The 16,446-nt window shown below is 73.0% G+C and carries 15 protein-coding genes; 10 read left to right on the top strand and 5 right to left on the bottom strand.

Going from position 1 to position 16,446, the window contains the following annotated elements:
• Positions 1-3: 3 nt before the first annotated feature.
• The 8 genes from QQM39_RS01110 to QQM39_RS01145 all read left to right on the top strand — a co-directional run bounded on the left by QQM39_RS01110 (position 4) and on the right by QQM39_RS01145 (position 9,565).
• Positions 4-804 (top strand): class I SAM-dependent methyltransferase, encoded by an 801-nt coding sequence (locus tag QQM39_RS01110; RefSeq protein WP_301994677.1) that lies wholly within the window; start codon positions 4-6, stop codon positions 802-804.
• Positions 801-4,961, top strand: a complete 4,161-nt coding sequence (locus QQM39_RS01115) for an alpha-(1->3)-arabinofuranosyltransferase family protein (RefSeq protein ID WP_301994678.1) — start codon at positions 801-803, stop codon at positions 4,959-4,961. Before QQM39_RS01110 ends, QQM39_RS01115 begins: the two co-directional genes overlap by 4 nt.
• Positions 4,958-6,337, top strand: a complete 1,380-nt coding sequence (locus tag QQM39_RS01120) for a condensation protein (RefSeq protein WP_301994679.1) — start codon at positions 4,958-4,960, stop codon at positions 6,335-6,337. The genes QQM39_RS01115 and QQM39_RS01120 overlap by 4 nt, the downstream gene beginning before the upstream one ends.
• On the top strand, positions 6,334-7,092 hold the full coding sequence (locus tag QQM39_RS01125; protein ID WP_301994680.1) for a bifunctional 2-polyprenyl-6-hydroxyphenol methylase/3-demethylubiquinol 3-O-methyltransferase UbiG: 759 nt from the start codon (positions 6,334-6,336) through the stop codon (positions 7,090-7,092). Before QQM39_RS01120 ends, QQM39_RS01125 begins: the two co-directional genes overlap by 4 nt.
• 4 nt (positions 7,093-7,096) lie before the next feature.
• Positions 7,097-8,002 (top strand): DMT family transporter, encoded by a 906-nt coding sequence (locus QQM39_RS01130; protein ID WP_301994681.1) that lies wholly within the window; start codon positions 7,097-7,099, stop codon positions 8,000-8,002.
• Positions 7,999-8,211 (top strand): Trm112 family protein, encoded by a 213-nt coding sequence (locus QQM39_RS01135; RefSeq protein WP_301994682.1) that lies wholly within the window; start codon positions 7,999-8,001, stop codon positions 8,209-8,211. Before QQM39_RS01130 ends, QQM39_RS01135 begins: the two co-directional genes overlap by 4 nt.
• 37 nt (positions 8,212-8,248) lie before the next feature.
• Positions 8,249-8,989, top strand: coding sequence for a TetR family transcriptional regulator (locus tag QQM39_RS01140; protein ID WP_301994683.1), 741 nt, complete (start codon positions 8,249-8,251; stop codon positions 8,987-8,989).
• Between the two features lie 159 nt (positions 8,990-9,148).
• Entirely contained in the window at positions 9,149-9,565 is a 417-nt protein-coding gene (locus QQM39_RS01145) for a Zn-ribbon domain-containing OB-fold protein (RefSeq protein ID WP_302003434.1), read from the top strand.
• 25 nt (positions 9,566-9,590) lie between these two features.
• On the opposite strand, the gene QQM39_RS01150 is transcribed toward QQM39_RS01145, so the two are convergent.
• Together QQM39_RS01150 and QQM39_RS01155 are read right to left on the bottom strand one after the other, a co-directional pair.
• Positions 9,591-9,977 (bottom strand): PPOX class F420-dependent oxidoreductase, encoded by a 387-nt coding sequence (locus QQM39_RS01150; protein ID WP_301994684.1) that lies wholly within the window; start codon positions 9,975-9,977, stop codon positions 9,591-9,593.
• Positions 9,978-10,022: 45 nt separating this feature from the next.
• Positions 10,023-11,231 (bottom strand): MalY/PatB family protein, encoded by a 1,209-nt coding sequence (locus QQM39_RS01155; RefSeq protein WP_301994685.1) that lies wholly within the window; start codon positions 11,229-11,231, stop codon positions 10,023-10,025.
• A gap of 201 nt (positions 11,232-11,432) precedes the next feature.
• Here QQM39_RS01155 and QQM39_RS01160 point away from each other — a divergent pair, with 201 nt between their 5' ends.
• Positions 11,433-12,830: a S1 family peptidase gene (locus QQM39_RS01160; protein ID WP_301994686.1), complete on the top strand. Its 1,398-nt coding sequence runs from the start codon at positions 11,433-11,435 to the stop codon at positions 12,828-12,830.
• A gap of 13 nt (positions 12,831-12,843) precedes the next feature.
• Here QQM39_RS01160 and QQM39_RS01165 read toward each other — a convergent pair whose 3' ends face one another.
• The 3 genes from QQM39_RS01165 to QQM39_RS01175 all read right to left on the bottom strand — a co-directional run bounded on the left by QQM39_RS01165 (position 12,844) and on the right by QQM39_RS01175 (position 15,317).
• Positions 12,844-13,785, bottom strand: coding sequence for an EamA family transporter (locus QQM39_RS01165; RefSeq protein WP_301994688.1), 942 nt, complete (start codon positions 13,783-13,785; stop codon positions 12,844-12,846).
• 85 nt (positions 13,786-13,870) lie between these two features.
• Entirely contained in the window at positions 13,871-14,056 is a 186-nt protein-coding gene (locus QQM39_RS01170; RefSeq protein WP_301994689.1) for a hypothetical protein, read from the bottom strand.
• A gap of 100 nt (positions 14,057-14,156) precedes the next feature.
• Positions 14,157-15,317, bottom strand: a complete 1,161-nt coding sequence (locus tag QQM39_RS01175; protein ID WP_301994690.1) for an ROK family transcriptional regulator — start codon at positions 15,315-15,317, stop codon at positions 14,157-14,159.
• Between the two features lie 164 nt (positions 15,318-15,481).
• Between QQM39_RS01175 and QQM39_RS01180 the strand changes: the two genes are divergently transcribed.
• Positions 15,482-16,444, top strand: a complete 963-nt coding sequence (locus tag QQM39_RS01180) for a carbohydrate ABC transporter permease (protein WP_301994691.1) — start codon at positions 15,482-15,484, stop codon at positions 16,442-16,444.
• Positions 16,445-16,446: the final 2 nt, after the last annotated feature.

The following is a 16,446-nucleotide window of genomic DNA, read 5'->3' on the forward strand; positions in this document are numbered from 1 at the left end:
CACATGACTGAGGTAGCCGAACGTCCCCTCAAGGACCCCTCCCTGCGCCGGTCGCTCACCCTGTTCCGGGCCTTCATGCGGGAGCAGACCGATCCCGAGGCCTGCTACTCGCTGCTGGCGCGCGACGCGGTCGCCCAGGTGGCACGCCACACCGACCTGCGGGGCCGGCTCGTCCTCGACGTGGGCGGCGGCCCCGGCCACTTCACCGAGGAGTTCCGCCGCCGGGGCGCCCACAGCTACCTCTTCGAGCCCGACCTCGGCGAGTTGGGCTCGCGCGGTCGCCCGCCGGAGGGTGCGGTGGTCGCCGACGGCTATCTGCTGCCGGTGCCCGACGGTGTCGCGGACGTGTGCTTCTCCTCGAACGTCCTGGAGCATGTGGCCGACCCGGAGACCTTCCTCAGCGAGATGGTCCGGGTGACCCGGCCGGGCGGGCTGATCTACCTGTCGTTCACCAACTGGCTCTCCCCGTGGGGCGGCCACGAGACGGCGCCCTGGCACTATCTCGGAGCGCGCCGGGCCCGCGAGCGCTACCGGCGACGCACCGGACGCGAGGCCAAGCACACCGTCGGCGAGAACCTCTTCCCGGTCCACATCGGCCCCACCCTGCGGCATGTGCGCGGACGCGAGGACGTACGCGTCGTCTCGGCCCGATCCCGTTACTGGCCCTTCCTCCCGGGTGCCGTCGCCCGGATCCCCGGACTGAGAGAGATCGCGACCTGGAATCTCCTGCTGATCCTGCGCCGCACCGGATCCGAGGCGACGCCCGTCGGCAACCAGGCACGTTCCAGCGAGGCACGTTCATGAGCACCACCGTCCAGGCTCCCGCACACTCCACCCCCGCACCCGCGCCGACGGCCCCGCCCGTCCAACGGCGCGGACGACGCCTGCTGTTCGGGTTCTGGGCGGCCGTACTGACGGCCTTCATCGCGGTGTCCCCGGGACGGATGACCTTCGAGACGAAGCTCGGTGTGGCCGCCGATCCACTGCGCTTCCTCGGCGACCTGGGTCAGCTGTGGCACGACCGGGCGGGCTTCGGCGGCATCTTCAACCAGTACGTCGGTTACGCCTTCCCGATGCTGCCGTACTACGCCCTGACGGACCTGCTGCACGTGCCGGTGTGGCTGGCCGAGCGGCTCTGGCTGTCGATCGTCGTGACCACGGCGTTCTGGGGTGCCCTGCGGCTGGCCGAGCGGCTGGGCGTCGGTTCGTCCGGGACCCGGCTGCTGGGCGCGGTGGCGTACGCGCTGTGGCCCACCTTCACCGTCGTCGTCGGCTCGACGTCCGCCGCCGCGCTGCCCGGGGCCCTGCTGCCCTGGGTGCTGCTGCCCCTGGCCTCCGCGACGCTGAGCCCACGGATCGCCGCCGCCCGCTCCGCACTGCTCATCCCGTTCATGGGCGGGGTCAACGCCGCCTCGACTCTGGCCTCGCTGCTGCCAGTTGGCCTGTATCTGCTGAGCCGCCCGAAGGGCCTCCGCCGCCGTGCCCTGCTCGCCTGGTGGCTGCCCGGTGTGGTGCTGGCGACCGCCTGGTGGACGGTGCCGCTGCTGCTTCTGCGCGTCTACGGCGAGGACTTCATGCCGTACGTCGAGCAGGCGGACACCACCACCGCCACCATGTCGGCGACCGAGCTGCTGCGCGGCGCCGGCAACTGGGTGGCGTACCTGAACTTCGGTGAGGCCTGGCTGCCGGCGGGCTGGACCGTCGCCGCGTCCGTCACCGCCGTGCTCGGCTCGGCGTTCGCCGCCGCCCTGGGCCTGGCGGGACTGGCCCGCCGGGACATCCCGGAGCGGCGCTGGCTGCTGCTGACCGTGCTGGCCGTCGCACTGATCGCCCTCGCCGGCTACGGCGGCGCCCTCGGCGCGCCCTTCCACGAGACCGTGCAGGGGTGGCTCGACGGTCCGCTCAGGCCGTTCCGCAACATCTACAAGTTCCAGCCGGGGCTCGCCCTCGCACTCGCCCTGGGCCTCGCACACCTGACGGCGGTGCTCGCCGAGCGCCGGGGCACCCGGGCGTCGCGCTCTCGCCGCTACGTCCCGGTGGTCGCCGCGCTGCTCGTCCTGCCGGGTCTGGCGTGGCCGTACGTGAACGGCGGCATCCTCCAGCCGGGCGCGTTCACCAAGCTGCCCTCCCACTGGGAGCAGGCCGCCGACTGGCTGGACGAGCACGCGGCGGACAGCCGGGCCCTCGTCGTACCGGCCACCGCGCACGGCACCTACACCTGGGGCTCCCCGATCGACCAGCCCTTCGACGTGCTGGCGAGGACCCGGTGGGCACAGCGGGACTTCGTGCCGTTCGGCACCGCGGGTTCGCGCCGGGCGCTGGACGCGGTCGAGCAGGCGCTGATGTCGGGGGCGGAAGTGCCGGGCCTGAAGGCGTACTTGGCGCGGGCCGGGCTGCACGAGGTGGTCGTGCGCAACGACCTCGACCCCGACCAGATCGGTTACGTACCGCCGCAGACGGTCCGGCGGACCCTGGAGGCCTCCGGCTACCGCAAGGCCGCCGGCTTCGGCCCGCTCGTGACCGCCGGACGCATCCCCGCCGACACCCCCGTCCAGGTGCAGGGCCTCTACCCGCGCCTCCAGGCGGTCGAGATCTACGAGCCCGAGGGTGCCGCCGATCGGCCGGGGCTCGTCGGGGTCGACGCGGCCGCCGACACGGCCGTGGTGAGCGGGGGCCCCGAGGCACTGCTCCAGCTCTCCGCCGACCCGGCGCTGCGCGACCGTCCCGCCGTGCTGGCGGGGGACGCCCACCCCGGCGTCGACACGCCGGCGGTCAAGGCCGAGGCCGACGGACTGCGCCGCGCCGACACCCGCTTCGGCCTGGTCAACTCCCACACCTCGTACACGTATACCGCCACCGAGCGGAACCCCTCCGGCAGTCTCCAGAACCCGGGCGAGCAGCCGAAGCAGATCCTGCCCACGCAGGGCGCCGGCCACCAGACGACGGCCGTACTGCGTGGTGCGGCGTCGGTGACCGCGTCCAGCAGTGGGAACTGGCTGTTCCAGCTGCCGCAGTACGACCCGGTGAACGCCTTCGACGGCGATCCGGGGACCGCGTGGGCCGAAGGCAGTCCGGGTGAGCCGACCGGGCAGTGGCTGCGCGTGGACTTCACCGCACCGACCGACCTGCCGGCGTCGCTCCAGCTGGCTCCTCTCCCCGCGGACGCCACGCGGCCCGCTCCCAGCCGGGTGCGGATCGAGACGGACCGGGGTTCGGTCGACAGCACGCTGCGGCCGGACGGTGCGCGGCAGTCGGTCCGCGCGCCCGAGGGCCGGGCGAAGTGGCTGAAGATCGAGATCCTGGACGCCGAGTCGGCGCGCCCCGGGCTGTCCGGCGCCGGGTTCTCCGAGGTGACCGTGCCGGGGGTGAAGGTGACCCGGCTGCTGGCCCTGCCGACCGACGCCGAGCGCATCCAGGCCGACGCGCAGGTGTACTCGCTGCACCGCGGCACCGACCCGGGCGGGCTCGCTCCGGCCGCGGCAGAAGCGGGACTGCACCGGCAGTTCCACACCCGGGAGGACACGGGCGCGTACGAGGTGTCGGCGCGGGCAGTGGCCGTGCCCGGCGACGCGCTGGACCGTCTGCTGGACCGCGTCGCGCCGCAGCAGCGGCAGCGGATCACCGCGTCCGCCGACTCCACCAGCCGTGGCGGCCTCGCGCTCGGCGCGCGGAACCTGGTGGACGGCGACCTGACGACGGCCTGGATCGCCGGGGACCGGCCCGTGATCCATCTGAGCTGGCCGGGCAGGAAGAAGATCGACGAGATCGTCCTCGGTGCGGCGGGCGGCCTGTCCTCCCGCCCCGAGCGGGTGCGGATCAGCTCGCCGCACGGCACGGCGACGGCCGACGTGGACTCCGACGGGCTGGCGCGGTTCGACGCGATCACCACGGACCGCCTCGACATCACGGTCACCAAGACCGCCCCGCTGACCCTCTACAACCCCGTCGCCGACGAACGGCTCCAACTGCCCGTGGGCCTCAGCGAGGTGCATGTGCCCGCGCTGGCCGGCCTGCGTGCACCGCGGCCCAGGGCCGACGCCCGCTTCTCGCTGCCCTGCGGACAGGGCCCGGCACTCGATGTCGACGGCACGCTCCACCCGACGAAGGCGTCCGGGCTGGTCCGCGACCTGACGGAGCGTCGGCCGGTGAGGGTGGAGCTCTGCGCGAGCGACGAGGCGAAGGGCGCCGGCCTGGAGCTGGCCTTCGGCAGGCACCGCGTGGAGGCCGACGACAGCGGACCGCTCGCGATCACGGACGTCACGCTCTCCCGGGGCGAGCCGCGTGCCGTCTCCGCTGCGGCGGGCCGCGAGGTCACCGTACGGAAGTGGACCGGCGACAGCCGGACGGTCGCCGTGTCCGCCGGGTCGGGCGAGGCGTCGTACCTGCGGACGTACGAGAACGTCAACGACGGCTGGAAGGCCACACTGGACGGCGAGGAGCTCACCCCGGTCCGGCTCGACGGCTGGCAGCAGGCCTGGCTGATCCCGGCCGGGAAGTCCGGCAGCGTGCACCTGGAGTACGAGCCCGCGGGGCTGTACCGGACCGCGCTGATCGGCGGGGCGGTCGGTGTCGCCGCGCTCGTGGCACTCGCCTTCGTGGGGAGGCGGCGTACCGCTCGAACCTCGGCCGGACACACGGAAGTTCCCTCGGCGCCGGGGCTGCTCCTCGGAACGGTGGCGCTGACCGCCGTCGTGGCACTGGTGGCGGGGCCGCTCGCCCTGGTGGTCCCGGCGCTCGCGCTGGTCGCCCGGCTGCGGCCCGGCGCCCTGGTCCCGGTCGCGGCGGCCGCCATGACCGGGGCGGGCATCGCCGCGGCGACGGGGGCGGGCGCGCCGGTCTCCGCCGATCGCGGCGCCTTCGGCGCGGTGGCCCAGGTGCTGGCGCTCGTGGCCCTGTGCGCGGCGGTCGTGACGATCGGCGCGGGAAGGCCGGGGAGCGGCGGGAGAGGCGGTGAGCGATGACCGCGGTCCGGACCGGTCCCCTCACCGGGCGCGGCGGAGCCCGGGGTCCGGCGCGGCTGGCGTTCCCCACCGTCGACGAGGTGTCCCGGCACTGCCTCAGCGACGACGAGCCGGAGACCGTCCACATCGAGGTCCATCTGCCCGGCCGACCGGACGCGCGGCGGTTGTGGGAGGCGTTCCGCCGGGCGCTGCTCGTCCACTCCCGGGTCCTCGTGCGTCAGGCGCCGCACCGCTGGTACCGGCGGTCCTACGAGTGGGAGCTGACCGGCACGCCGGACGTGGACCCGGTGAGTTTCGCCGGGCCGGGGCCCGATGCCCTGGCCCGGGCCCGCGCGCGGTCGCTCGCGCTGTGCCCGCCGCTGTCCGAGTCGCCGCCGGTGCGCCTGGAGGTGGTCGCCCTGGACGCCGTACGGTCCGTCCTGCTGCTCACCCTCCACCACACCGCGCTCGACGCGCCGTCCGGGTTGCGGGTGCTCGCCACGACGGCCGCGTTCTACGGCGGGGACGGCGCGCTCCACGGCGGGGAGGGCACGGCCACGACACCCATCGCGCCCGTGCACCGGGCGCCCGCCGGGCTGCATCGGGACGGCCGTATGCGGGGGACCCGGCCGGCACGGCTGGCCCCCGACACCGCCGGCCGACGGAGGCGAGCAAGTGCTGCGGCGAACGGCATGCTCCTGCTGGACCTGCCCCTGCCGCCACCGGCCCCGGCCGCTCCGTGGACCGTCAACGACCAGCTCCTGGTCGCCGCCTCCTTGATGGCGAGCCGCTGGAACCGGTCGCACGGCAGGCCCGGCCGCCCGGTGCGGATCACCATGCCCGTGGACGACCGCCCGCGCGACCTGACGATGCCCCTGGGGAACGGGACACGGCTCGCCGAGGTGCCGATGACCCCCGAGGACCTGTCCGACGCACCGCTGCTCCTGGCACGGCATCCCGATCCGGCGGCCGTGACCCGGCTGCTGCACACCACCGCCCAGCGCACCCGGGCGCTGAAGTCGCGAGCGCGCGCACCACTCGGACCGGGGGCGGCCCTGCTGACGGCCCCTCTCCTTCCGGTCGGGGTGCGCGGCGCGCTCACGCGTGGAGTGCGCCGGGCCGCCGCCCCATGGACGTCGACCCTGCTGCTCAGCAACGTCGGGCGGGTGCCGTATCCGCTGGACTTCGGCGAGGCGGGGCGGGCCCGTGCCGTGTGGTTCTCCGCGCCCGCCCGCCTGCCCCGCGGACTGAGCCTGGCGGCGGCCTCCACCGGCGGACGGCTGCACATGACGCTGCGCTGGTCGCGCGACCTCCTCGACGACACGGCCGGCGCCGCCCTGGCCCGTCTCTTCGAGGAGTGCCTCTTGCTGACGTACGGCCCTCGGAGCGCGCCATGACCACATCACCCCCGTCCCCGACCGCTACGGCTCCCACCCCGGGACTTCGGGACTTCTACGAGGACCCGGCCGTACCGGTCGCCTCCGGCGAGGACCGCAGCCTGCGGCAGGCGCGGATGCTGGCCCGCGCGCTCGGTCCGGTGGGGCCGGGCCACCCGCCCGCCACCGTGCTCGACGTGGGGTGCGGGGACGGCTCGGCGGCGGCCGTCGCCGCGCGTGTCCTGGACGGGCACCGGATCGTGGGCGTCGACTGGTCGCAGGACGCGCTGCGCCGGGCGGCGCGGCGGCTGCCCTTGGTGGTGCGCGGCCAACTGTCCGACGGCGGGCTCCCGTTCGCGTCCGGCAGTGCGGACGCGGTGCTGTTCAGCGAGGTCGTCGAGCACCTCGTCGACCCCGACGGCGCCCTCGACGAGCTGCGCCGGGTGCTGCGGCCGGGCGGCCATCTGATGCTCTCCACGCCGAACCTCGCCGCCTGGTACAACCGGGCACTGCTGCTCGGCGGGGTCCAGCCCGTCTTCTCGGAGGTGAGCCTGCGCCGCGTCCACGGCAGGCCGGGCAGCCAAGTGGTGGGCCATCTACGGCTGTTCACGGCGCGTGCGCTGCGGGAGTTCGTGACCGCGTCCGGCTTCGACGTCGTACGGCTTCAGGGCGCTCCCTTCCACGGGGTTCCACGTCCGCTGCGCCCACTCGACCGGCTGGCCTGCCGGCTGCCGTCCCTCTCCTCGATCCTCCTCGTGCACGCCAGGAGGAGGTAGCGCCGTGGTCTGGGGAGTGGTCGCGGCGCTGCTGGCGAACGTCCTCTACAGCACCGGGTTCGTGCTGGAGAAGCGGGCGCTGGCCGGTCTGCCGCCGCTGCGCGCCGCACGGCCGGGCCGGGCGCTGCGGTTGCTCGCCGGGAGCCCGCTGTGGATCGGCGGCGCGCTGTCCCTGGCCCTGGGGTTCGCCGCTCAGCTGGCCGTCTACCGGGTCCTGCCGATCGCGGCGGCGCAAGGGCTGTTCGTCTCCGGGCTGGTGCTGCTGCTCCTGCTCTCCTCGGTGGTGCTGGGCGAGCGGCTGACGGCCGCGGAGCGACGGGGTCTCGCCGTCATCGGACTGGCGCTGCTGATGACGGTCGCGTCGCTGCACGACAGCACCGAGTCGGTCTCCCGCACCGCCCCGACCGGCACCCTGCTCGCCCTGTGCGTACCGGCGCTCGCCCTCGGCCTGTGGCTGTACGGCACGGCCGAACGGCGGGCCCGGCGCCGCCATCGGACGCCGACGACGGGCGTGGGGTACGCCGTGGCGATCGGGCTGCTGTACGGGGTGAGCTCGCTCGCGATCAAGGGCGTCTCGGGCCGGCTGACCACCGCCGGTCTCGACGCCGCCGTACCGGCCCTGCTCACCTCCCCCTACCCCTACCTCCTGCTCCTCACCGGGGCCTTCGGCCTCGTGCTCTCGCAGACCGCCCTGCAACGCTGCCGGGCCTCGCTGATCGTGCCCGTGTGCACCACCGTCACCTGCGTGTTCAGCGTGGCGAGCGGCACGGTCGCGTTCGGCGAGCCGCTCCCGCAGGACCCGCTGCGGCTCACCCTGCGCCTGGGCGGCACCGCGCTCGCCCTGGCCGTCGTCCTCACCCTGCCGCGACACGACACGCACCGCCCCACCCCCGAAGGGAAGCGCTCATGAAGCCCGACGACCCGCTGCTGAAGATCCTGGTCTGCCCCCTCGACAAGGGCCCGCTGGTCCTGGACGAACCGGGTTCCGCCCTCTACAACCCCCGCCTGCGCCGCCGCTATCCCGTGATCGACGGCATCCCCCAACTGCTGCCCGACTCGGGCGAACCGGCGTCGGACGAGGAACTGGCAGCACTCAGTACCCTTCCAACAGCGCACTGAGTGCCATGGGCCTGGCTCTGGTGCTACGTTCCCGTCCATGAGCACCAGCAGCGCGTCGCCCGGCCGCGACGAGAAGACGGAGGCCGGGGCGGCGAAGCCCCCGATGCGGGAAGCGCTGGTCGCGGCCGCTTTCCAGCTATTCCTGGAGCGGGGCTACGAGCAGACGACCGTCGACGACATCGTGGCACTGGCCGGTGTCGGACGGCGGTCGTTCTTCCGCTACTTCCCGTCGAAGGAGGACGTCGTCTTCCCCGACCACGAACGGTGCCTGGCCGACATGACGGCCTTCCTCGCGGCGAGCGGCGAGGAGCACGAGCCGGTGCGCCGGGTGTGCGACGCGGCCCGGCTGGTGCTGCGCATGTACGCGGAGAACCCGACCTTCTCGGTGCAGCGCTACCGGCTCACCAAGCAGGTGCCGGGGCTGCGCGCCTACGAGCTGTCGGTGGTGTGGCGCTACGAGCGCGCCCTGGCCGAGTATCTGCGCGAGCGCTTCGCCGGCCGGCGCGACGGGACCCTGCAGGCCGATGTGATCGCCGCCGCCGTGGTCGCGGCGCACAACAACGCGCTGCGCTCGTGGCTGCGCTCGGACGGCCAGGGCGACGCGAGCGCCGCGGTGGACCACGCCCTGGGGTATGTGCAGACCGCCTTCGGCGCCGCCCCTCCCCCGCGCCCCGCCGACGACGAGCAGCCGGACGACGTGGTGGTCGTCGTGTCCCGGCGCGGCGCCCCGCTGTGGCGGGTCGTCCAGGAGATCGAGGCCACGCTCGGGCGCGACTGATCCGAAATCCCGGACAGATTCAGGGTACGGAGTGCCTTTACCTGTGGCACTGAGTGCCATACGCTGACGCTGTGCGCGGTGGCACGGCGAACCGGGCACGTGCGTGCACGGGTGTCCCGCGCACGTGGGATTCCGGCCGAGCGCAGGGAGTTGACCAGCGTGTACCACCACTCAGGAAGCGTTGCTGCTCGTCAGACCGCCGGTTCCGCGACCGGCGTACTCGACCCCGCGGCCCCGGCCACGGAGGCCGTCCTCTTCCAGCGCTGCACCTGGTGCGGCACCGCGATGTACCACCGGCTGCTGTGTCCGGTCTGCCAGGGCAGCGACCTGCGCACGGAGCGCAGCGAGGGCGTGGGGACGGTACGCCACTCGACGGTGGTCCACCGCAACACCCCCGCCGCGCGCAATGTGTCGCTCGTCGAGATGGCCGAGGGGTTCGTCGTGCGCGGCCGGGTCATGGGCCCGCCCATCGGCATCCACAGCGGGGACCGGGTCCGGCTCTCCACGGCGAAGGACCCGGTCCGGGGCGAGCCGGTGTTCCAGCTGATCGACGAGCCCTACCGGGCCTGGACCTGAGCCCCGGGTGACGTGGGCCGACAGGTCAGGGCGTCAGCGTGATGCGTATGCCGACCGTGCCGTCGACACCGCGGCGCAGTCGGCTGCCGAGCAGCGTGAGGCGGCCGGTGATCCCGTACTTGCGGGCGATGAGCCGGCGGTAGCGGGCGCTGGTCGCCTCGTCGCAGATCTCGGCGGTGGCGGGGACCTGGTCGCCGGTGGGCCTGCCGCGCAGGTCGCAGGGGCCGACGAGGACGTCGCCGCGGGCGCGGATGCGCTTGACCTTCCAGGAGTCGGCGACCGTCCACACGCCGAGTGCGTCCGCGTCGCGGACCACCCAGACCGGCGTGGCGACACCGGTGCCGTTCTTGCGGTAGCTGGTGATGAGCAGGTACGTGCCCGCGCCGAGCTGTTCCAGCGACGTGTCGTCCATGGCGGGAAGTGTAGGCAGGTGGGGTGGAGGTGCCGACCGGCGCCCTCACCCCCTGCCGTCACCGCCCATGTCCCGGCCCGTGCCGTCCCGGTCGAGCGCCGCCGCCATCCGCCGTACGCCTTCCCTGATCAGCTCCGGCGACGTCGCCAGGTTCAGCCGTACGTGCCCGGCTCCTCCGGTGCCGAACGGGATCCCGGAGTTGAGCGCCACCCGGCCGCGGCGCAGGAAGACGTCGGCCGGGTCGACGCCGTCGCCGAAGCCGAGGGCGCGGCAGTCGAGCCAGGCGAGGTAGGTGGCCTCGCCGGGGCGGTAGGTGATCGCCGGGAGGTGCTCGGCCAGGAGGTCGGCGAGCAGGCGCCGGTTGTCGTCGAGTGCGGACAGCAGGGCGTCGAGCCAGCCGGTGCCGTCACGCAGGGCGGCGGTGTGGGCTATGACGCCGAGGTGGCTGGGCCCGTGGCCCACCTCCTCGGGCAGGCGGGCCAGGTCGGCGACGGCCAGGGCCGCCTTGAGACCGGCCAGGTTCCAGGCCTTCGACGCCGACATCAGCGACAGCCCTCGCTCGCCGCCCGGGACGCTCAGGTACGGCACGAACCCGGCACCGTCGGCGGTGATCGGTGCGTGTATCTCGTCGGCGACGACGCGCACGCCATGGCGGTCGGCGAGGGCGGCCACGGCGGCGAGTTCGTCCGCGGTGTGCAGGGTGCCGGTCGGGTTATGGGGGCTGCACAGCAGGAAGGCGGCGCTCCGGCCGGTGGCGACCGCCCGCCGGAACGTTTCGTCAAGAGCGTCGAGGTTGATGCGCAGGTCCACACCCAGCGGGGCCTCGAGCACCCGTCGGTCCATGTGCTCGACGAACTGGTAGAACGGCGGATACACGGGTGGGTTCACGACGACCGAATCGCCCGGCGAGGTGACCAGTTTGAGCATTTCGACCACACCGAGCATCACGTCCGGCACGATCGCCGTCCGCTCCACGGCCAGCCCGTCCCAGCCCCACCGCTTGGCCGCGAATCCGGCCAGCGCCTCGGCGTAGCCGGTGCCCGCCGGGTAGCCGGTGTCGCCCAGCGCGAGGGCGTCGGTGAGCGCCCGCACGACGGGTTCGGCGAGCGGTACGTCCATCTCGGCCACCCACAGTGGCAGGACGTCGTCGGGGTAGGCGCGCCACTTCATGCTCGTACGGCATCGGAGCCGGTCGAGGGTGAGTGCGCGAAAGGGATTCGGTTCACCGGACGTTACGTACGGGATCCTGGTCATGGGGCCCAAAGATAGAGGCCTGTGCGGTGGCCGGGAACAGTGAGGACGGGGAGCGGTCGGTGGCGGGTGCGGGCGCCGGCGCGAGAACGATCACGTGTGCGGTGAACGCGGGCGGGCCGGGCCACGTATGGAGAGAGGGTGCTCAACTCCGGGAGGGCCCCGCGGCGTTGCCGCCGCGCTGTACTGGTTCGGGAGCCATGCATGAGGCACGCACGACGACGTCTCGTCCGGCGAGTGACACGGCTGGCGGCCGTCGGCGGACTCCTCCTCGGAGGAACGATGGTCACACGCGCCGTGGCGAGCGAACCCCCCGACGGCTCCACCGACCCACGCACCTACGCCGCTTCGTCCGCCGGCACCGGCACCGGCACCGGCACCGGCACCGATCTGGTCTCACGGCTGGGCTCTTCCCGTACGGCGGGCACCTGGATCGGGTCCGACGGCAAGCCGGTCGTCGCGGTCACCGATGAGGAGGCGGCGGCCGAGGTACGGCGGGCCGGTGCCGAGGCGAAGATGGTCGACCACAGCATGGACGAGCTGAAGTCGGCGACGTCGACGCTGCGTTCGGCGCCCCGGGTGGCCGGCACGGCATGGGTCATGGACTACCGGTCCAACGAGGTGGTGGTACGGGGCGACAGCACCGTCTCGGCCGCCGACTGGTCCCGGATGACGAAGCTCGCGGACGGCATGGGCGGCTTCGTCCGCATGGAGCGCACCGAGGGCACGTTCACCACGCGGCTCAACGGCGCGCTGCCGCTGCTGTCGACCGCCGGGCGCTGTTCGGCCGGCTTCAATGTCACCGACGGAGAGCGCGACTTCATTCTCACGGCCGGGCACTGCGGGCCGGACGGTTCCGTGTGGTTCGCCGACAACCGGGGCACTCAGCAGATCGGCCGGACCGTCAAGCAGAACTTCCCCGGCGCCGACTACTCCCTGGTGGAGTATGCGAGCGGGGACGCGGGCGCCGGCGCGGAGGTCGTGTCCATCGGGGACGGCAAGGGTGTGCGGATCACGGGCCTGGCCGATCCGGCCGTGGGGCAGCGGGTGTTCCGCAGCGGCAGCACGAGCGGGCTGCGCGACGGTGAGGTGACCGCGGTCGACGCGACGGTCAACTACCCGGAGGGCACGGTCACGGGGCTCATCGAGACGAACGTGTGCGCCGAACCCGGGGACAGCGGCGGTCCGATGTTCTCCGAGGGGATCGCGCTGGGTGTGACGTCGGGCGGCAGCGGCGACTGCAACGCGGGCGGTACGACCTTCTTCCAGCCGGTGACGAAGGCGCTGGACTCGCTGGGCATGAAGCTGATCGTCGCGGCACCGAGCGGCTCCGGGCAGCAGAGCGGCTCACCCGCTCCGACGCCGTCCGCGTCGGCCACACAGAGCGCGATCGCACCCGGTGCGGCGTCGCCCGGCTCGTCGACCCCGATCATCGACGTCGATGCGTCGACCCTGCTGTCGCGGCTCGCGGACCCGAAGAACGTCGGACCCGGACTGCTGGTCATCGCGGGAAGCATGGTCGCGCTGGTGGCGACCCGCTTCATCCGCGCGGAGCAGGACCGCAAGGCGTACCGGCGCTACTACTCGGCGACCTGGAGCTGACGGGGCCGGCTCGTCAGCCCAGGGTCAGCAGAACGGTGGCCGCCGCCGCGCCGGCCAGCCCGATCGCCCGTCGCCCGGTGAGGGGTTCGCGCAGCAGGACGAACCCCAGCACGACGGGCAGTGCCGGATAGAGAGAGGCGAGGACCACGGCGACCGCCAGCAACTGCCGCTGGGCGGCGAGCAGATAGAGGCTGAGGCCGAGCGCGGCTCCCGCTCCGACCAGCAGCGCCTGGACGCATCGCCGTGCCGGCAGCCGCAGTTCCCGGCGGTGCCGGGCGGCGACCGGCAGCAGCACGAGTACGGCGGCGACGCGGCCCGCGACGACCGGCCACAGCCCGCTCGACGCACCGGCCTGGCCGAGCGCGAGGTACTGCACGGCGACACCGGCGCTGGCGAGCAGCCCGTCGCTCACGCCGCGGGCCGGCCCCGGCCGAGGGGGGCTCCCGGTGCGCTGCGGGCGCCGGGCAGTCCCGGCGTCGAGGCCGGTCGCGGCTTTGTCGACCGGCCCCTTGCGATGCCTTTCGCCGTCGCTCGGCCGCGGCCCGCCCCGGTCGTCCGCGACGAGCCACAGCGCGGGCACGGTGACCGCGAAGCCGGTCCAGGCCAGGGCCCCGGGCCGGTCGCCGAGCAGGAGCACCCCGCACAGCACGGACAGCGCGACGGAGGTGACGGCGCTCACGGGAACGACCGTGCTCATCGCGCCCCGGCTCAGGCCCCGGTTGAGGAAGTGCATCGCCGCCCCGCTGCCGACGCCGGACAGCGCTCCCCACAGCAGATCCGCCGGGCGGACGGCACCGGCGGGGACGAGGAGGGCGGCGGCGAGGGCGAGGAGCAGCCCGCCGAGCTGGCCGAGAAGGGTGACGGCGGTGAAGTGGGCGCGCCGGGAGAGCATGCCGCCGGCGAAGTCGACGATGCCGTAACAGACGGCCGAGGTCAGTGCGAGAAAGGCACCCATCCGGTCAGGAGTGCCCCGGGAGGGTGTTCCGATGCCGGGCGAGGCGCGCCGAGGACGGTGCTCGGGCGGCCGCTGAGGCTGGTGCTCAGGCCGCCTTCGCCGGCCGCGGGACCGCGGCGGCCCACTCCAGGACGAGGCGCTGGTACTCCTCGCGCTCCTCGACACTCAGTGTCCCGCCCGCCCGGCGCCACAGCGCCCGGATCTCCTCGTTGACCTCGTCAGCCGAGCGATCGGAGGCGAATTCAACAGTGGTGGACATGGTGTGAAGCATACGGCTCCCGAGGTGAAGGCACTGTGAGCAAGCTCGCACAATACGGACATATCGGGCCGTGTTGCTGATCACGTCCATCTGTCCACGCGGATCGAGGAGTTCAGGCGTCCGCCGCCCCGAGCACCAGCACCTGGATCGCCAGAACGGCGGCACCACGCGCCCAGTCGTGAAAGTCGGACACCTTGGTCTCCAGGACGAGGGGGGCGGCCAGTGGGTGCCGTTGAGCGCGGATGGCCTCCGTCACAGTCTCGCCGGCGACGTCCATGAGGCCCACCCCCTCTCCGGCGAGCAGGATCTTCCGCGGCAGCACGAAGTTGCCGATCTGGGCGACCAGGGTGCCGAGGGCATGGGCCGCCTCCCCGATGACACGGGAGGGCATGGGTTCGCCCGCCGCGGCGAGCTCGAGGATCTCCTCGTAGGTGTGGTCGCGGCCGGTGGCGGCCTGCACCTGGTAGCGGATGTTGGGGATGGTCAGCAGGGAGACGGCGCTGCCGCGTGCCCCGTCGGGGGTGAGCGGACCGTTGGGGTTCACGATCCAGTGCCGCCCGAAGCCCCGGTCCTCCTCGGCGTACGGCACCCGTTTGCCGCCCAGGACCAGCCCGTAGCCGACGCCGGCGCCGATGGTGAGGACGACGAAGCGGTCGAGGCCGCGTCCGGCGCCGAACCAGGTCTCCGCCTCGACGAGGGCGGCCACGTCGTTCTCCACGACGACCGGCAGCCCTGTGCGTTCCTCGACCAGTTCGGCGAGCGGGACGTCGCTCCAGTGCAGGAACGGGGACTCCCCGACCACGGCACGGTCCTCGACGAGACCGCCCACGCCGATGCCGATGCCGGCCAGCCGGGGGTGGTCGGCGGCGAGCTCGTCGGCCATCTTCCCCAGCAGGTCCACGACCTCGGCGGGGTCGTGGGTGGTGAGGGGGCGGTCGTAGCGGGCGACGATCTCGCTCCTGAGGGTGGTGACGACGCCGTAGACCATGTCGTCGGTGATCTTGAAGCCGATGAAGGAGCGCGATTCGGCGACGACGTCCAGCGGCTGGGACGGGCGGCCCTGACGCACCTCCGCCGGGGCGCCCGCCTCGGGGACCTCGACGAGGAGGCCCGACTCGATCAGCGGTTTGGTCAGCCGGGTGAGGCTGCCGGCGGACAGGTCGAGCCGCCGGGCGAGTTCGGTGCGCGACACAGGGCCACCGAGGAGCACCTCGATCGCCACCGAGCGCTCACCGGGGCTGAGGGGAAGCCAGCTGGCGGCTGCTGCGGTCATGGTCGTCAGGCTCCCACATGATTTTTTTCTCCACAAAAGCAACCACGCCAGTCTAAGGCGGTCGGCATGGCCTGGTGAAGATGTTGGCACGGCTCTTGACGGCTTGATTCTTTCGCCACAAAAGTAAGTGGCCGAGGACGAGCCGCAGACGAGGGAGTCTCCCGATGACCATCGCGTCCAGCAGCCCTCCGTCGCGTCTGCCTATGGGCGACGCCGAGGGGGCAGGGATCAAGTCGAGGACGCGGGCCCGCTCCCGCGAGGACCAGGGAGACGGGCGGCTCGCCGCGGTGTTCATCGCTCCGGCGCTGCTTGGGTTCCTGGTCTTCCTGCTCTGGCCGACGCTGCGGGGCGTCTATCTGAGCTTCACGCGCTTCAACCTGCTCACGCCGCCGGAGTGGGTGGGGCTCGACAACTACGTGCGGATGGTCAACGACCCGATCTTCTGGAACTCGTTGACGGTCACCGTCGAGTACGTCTTCATCAACATCGGCGTCCAGACGGTGGCGGCGCTGGCCATCGCCGTCCTGCTCCAGCGGCTGACCCAGTCGGCGCTGCTGCGGGGCATCGTGCTCACCCCGTACCTGATGTCGAACGTCGTCGCCGGCCTGGTCTGGCTGTGGATCCTCGACACCCAGCTCGGCATCGGGAACGAGATCGTCAGCGCCCTCGGCGTGGACCGCATCCCGTTCCTCGCCGACGAGACCTGGGCGATCCCCACCATCGCCCTGATCAACGTCTGGCGGCACGTCGGCTACACCGCCCTGTTGCTCTTCGCCGGTCTTCAGGCGATCCCGAACGACATGTACGAGGCCGCGAAGGTGGACGGCGCGAGCGAGTGGCGCATGTTCTGGCGGATCACGATGCCGTTGCTGCGCCCGGTCCTGGCGGTCGTTCTGATCATGACGGTGATCGGTTCGTTCCAGGTGTTCGACACGGTCGCCGTGACGACCGCGGGCGGTCCGGCGAACGCCACGAACGTGCTCCAGTACTACATCTACGGTTCCGCCTTCGGCCGCTTCCAGTTCGGCTACGCCTCGGCGATGTCCGTCGCCCTGCTGGTCGTGCTCAGCGCGATCACCGTCCTGCAGTACCGGCTCACCCGGGCCGGCCAGACCGACCTCGGCTGACG

It is taken from the genome of Streptomyces sp. DT2A-34, assembly GCF_030499515.1.
Classification (GTDB): Bacteria; Actinomycetota; Actinomycetes; order Streptomycetales; family Streptomycetaceae; genus Streptomyces.

What these genes read in the sequence shown, in the direction of transcription:
- QQM39_RS01155 (WP_301994685.1), bottom strand. Translation starts at nt 11,231, where the DNA reads ATGACCAGGATCCCGTACGTAACGTCCGGTGAACCGAATCCCTTTCGC.
- QQM39_RS01175 (WP_301994690.1), bottom strand. Translation starts at nt 15,317, where the DNA reads ATGACCGCAGCAGCCGCCAGCTGGCTTCCCCTCAGCCCCGGTGAGCGC.
- QQM39_RS01140 (WP_301994683.1), top strand. Translation starts at nt 8,249, where the DNA reads ATGAGCACCAGCAGCGCGTCGCCCGGCCGCGACGAGAAGACGGAGGCC.
- QQM39_RS01170 (WP_301994689.1), bottom strand. Translation starts at nt 14,056, where the DNA reads ATGCTTCACACCATGTCCACCACTGTTGAATTCGCCTCCGATCGCTCG.
- QQM39_RS01165 (WP_301994688.1), bottom strand. Translation starts at nt 13,785, where the DNA reads ATGGGTGCCTTTCTCGCACTGACCTCGGCCGTCTGTTACGGCATCGTC.
- QQM39_RS01150 (WP_301994684.1), bottom strand. Translation starts at nt 9,977, where the DNA reads ATGGACGACACGTCGCTGGAACAGCTCGGCGCGGGCACGTACCTGCTC.
- QQM39_RS01120 (WP_301994679.1), top strand. Translation starts at nt 4,958, where the DNA reads ATGACCGCGGTCCGGACCGGTCCCCTCACCGGGCGCGGCGGAGCCCGG.
- QQM39_RS01180 (WP_301994691.1), top strand. Translation starts at nt 15,482, where the DNA reads ATGACCATCGCGTCCAGCAGCCCTCCGTCGCGTCTGCCTATGGGCGAC.
- QQM39_RS01135 (WP_301994682.1), top strand. Translation starts at nt 7,999, where the DNA reads ATGAAGCCCGACGACCCGCTGCTGAAGATCCTGGTCTGCCCCCTCGAC.
- QQM39_RS01160 (WP_301994686.1), top strand. Translation starts at nt 11,433, where the DNA reads ATGAGGCACGCACGACGACGTCTCGTCCGGCGAGTGACACGGCTGGCG.
- QQM39_RS01115 (WP_301994678.1), top strand. Translation starts at nt 801, where the DNA reads ATGAGCACCACCGTCCAGGCTCCCGCACACTCCACCCCCGCACCCGCG.
- QQM39_RS01125 (WP_301994680.1), top strand. Translation starts at nt 6,334, where the DNA reads ATGACCACATCACCCCCGTCCCCGACCGCTACGGCTCCCACCCCGGGA.
- QQM39_RS01110 (WP_301994677.1), top strand. Translation starts at nt 4, where the DNA reads ATGACTGAGGTAGCCGAACGTCCCCTCAAGGACCCCTCCCTGCGCCGG.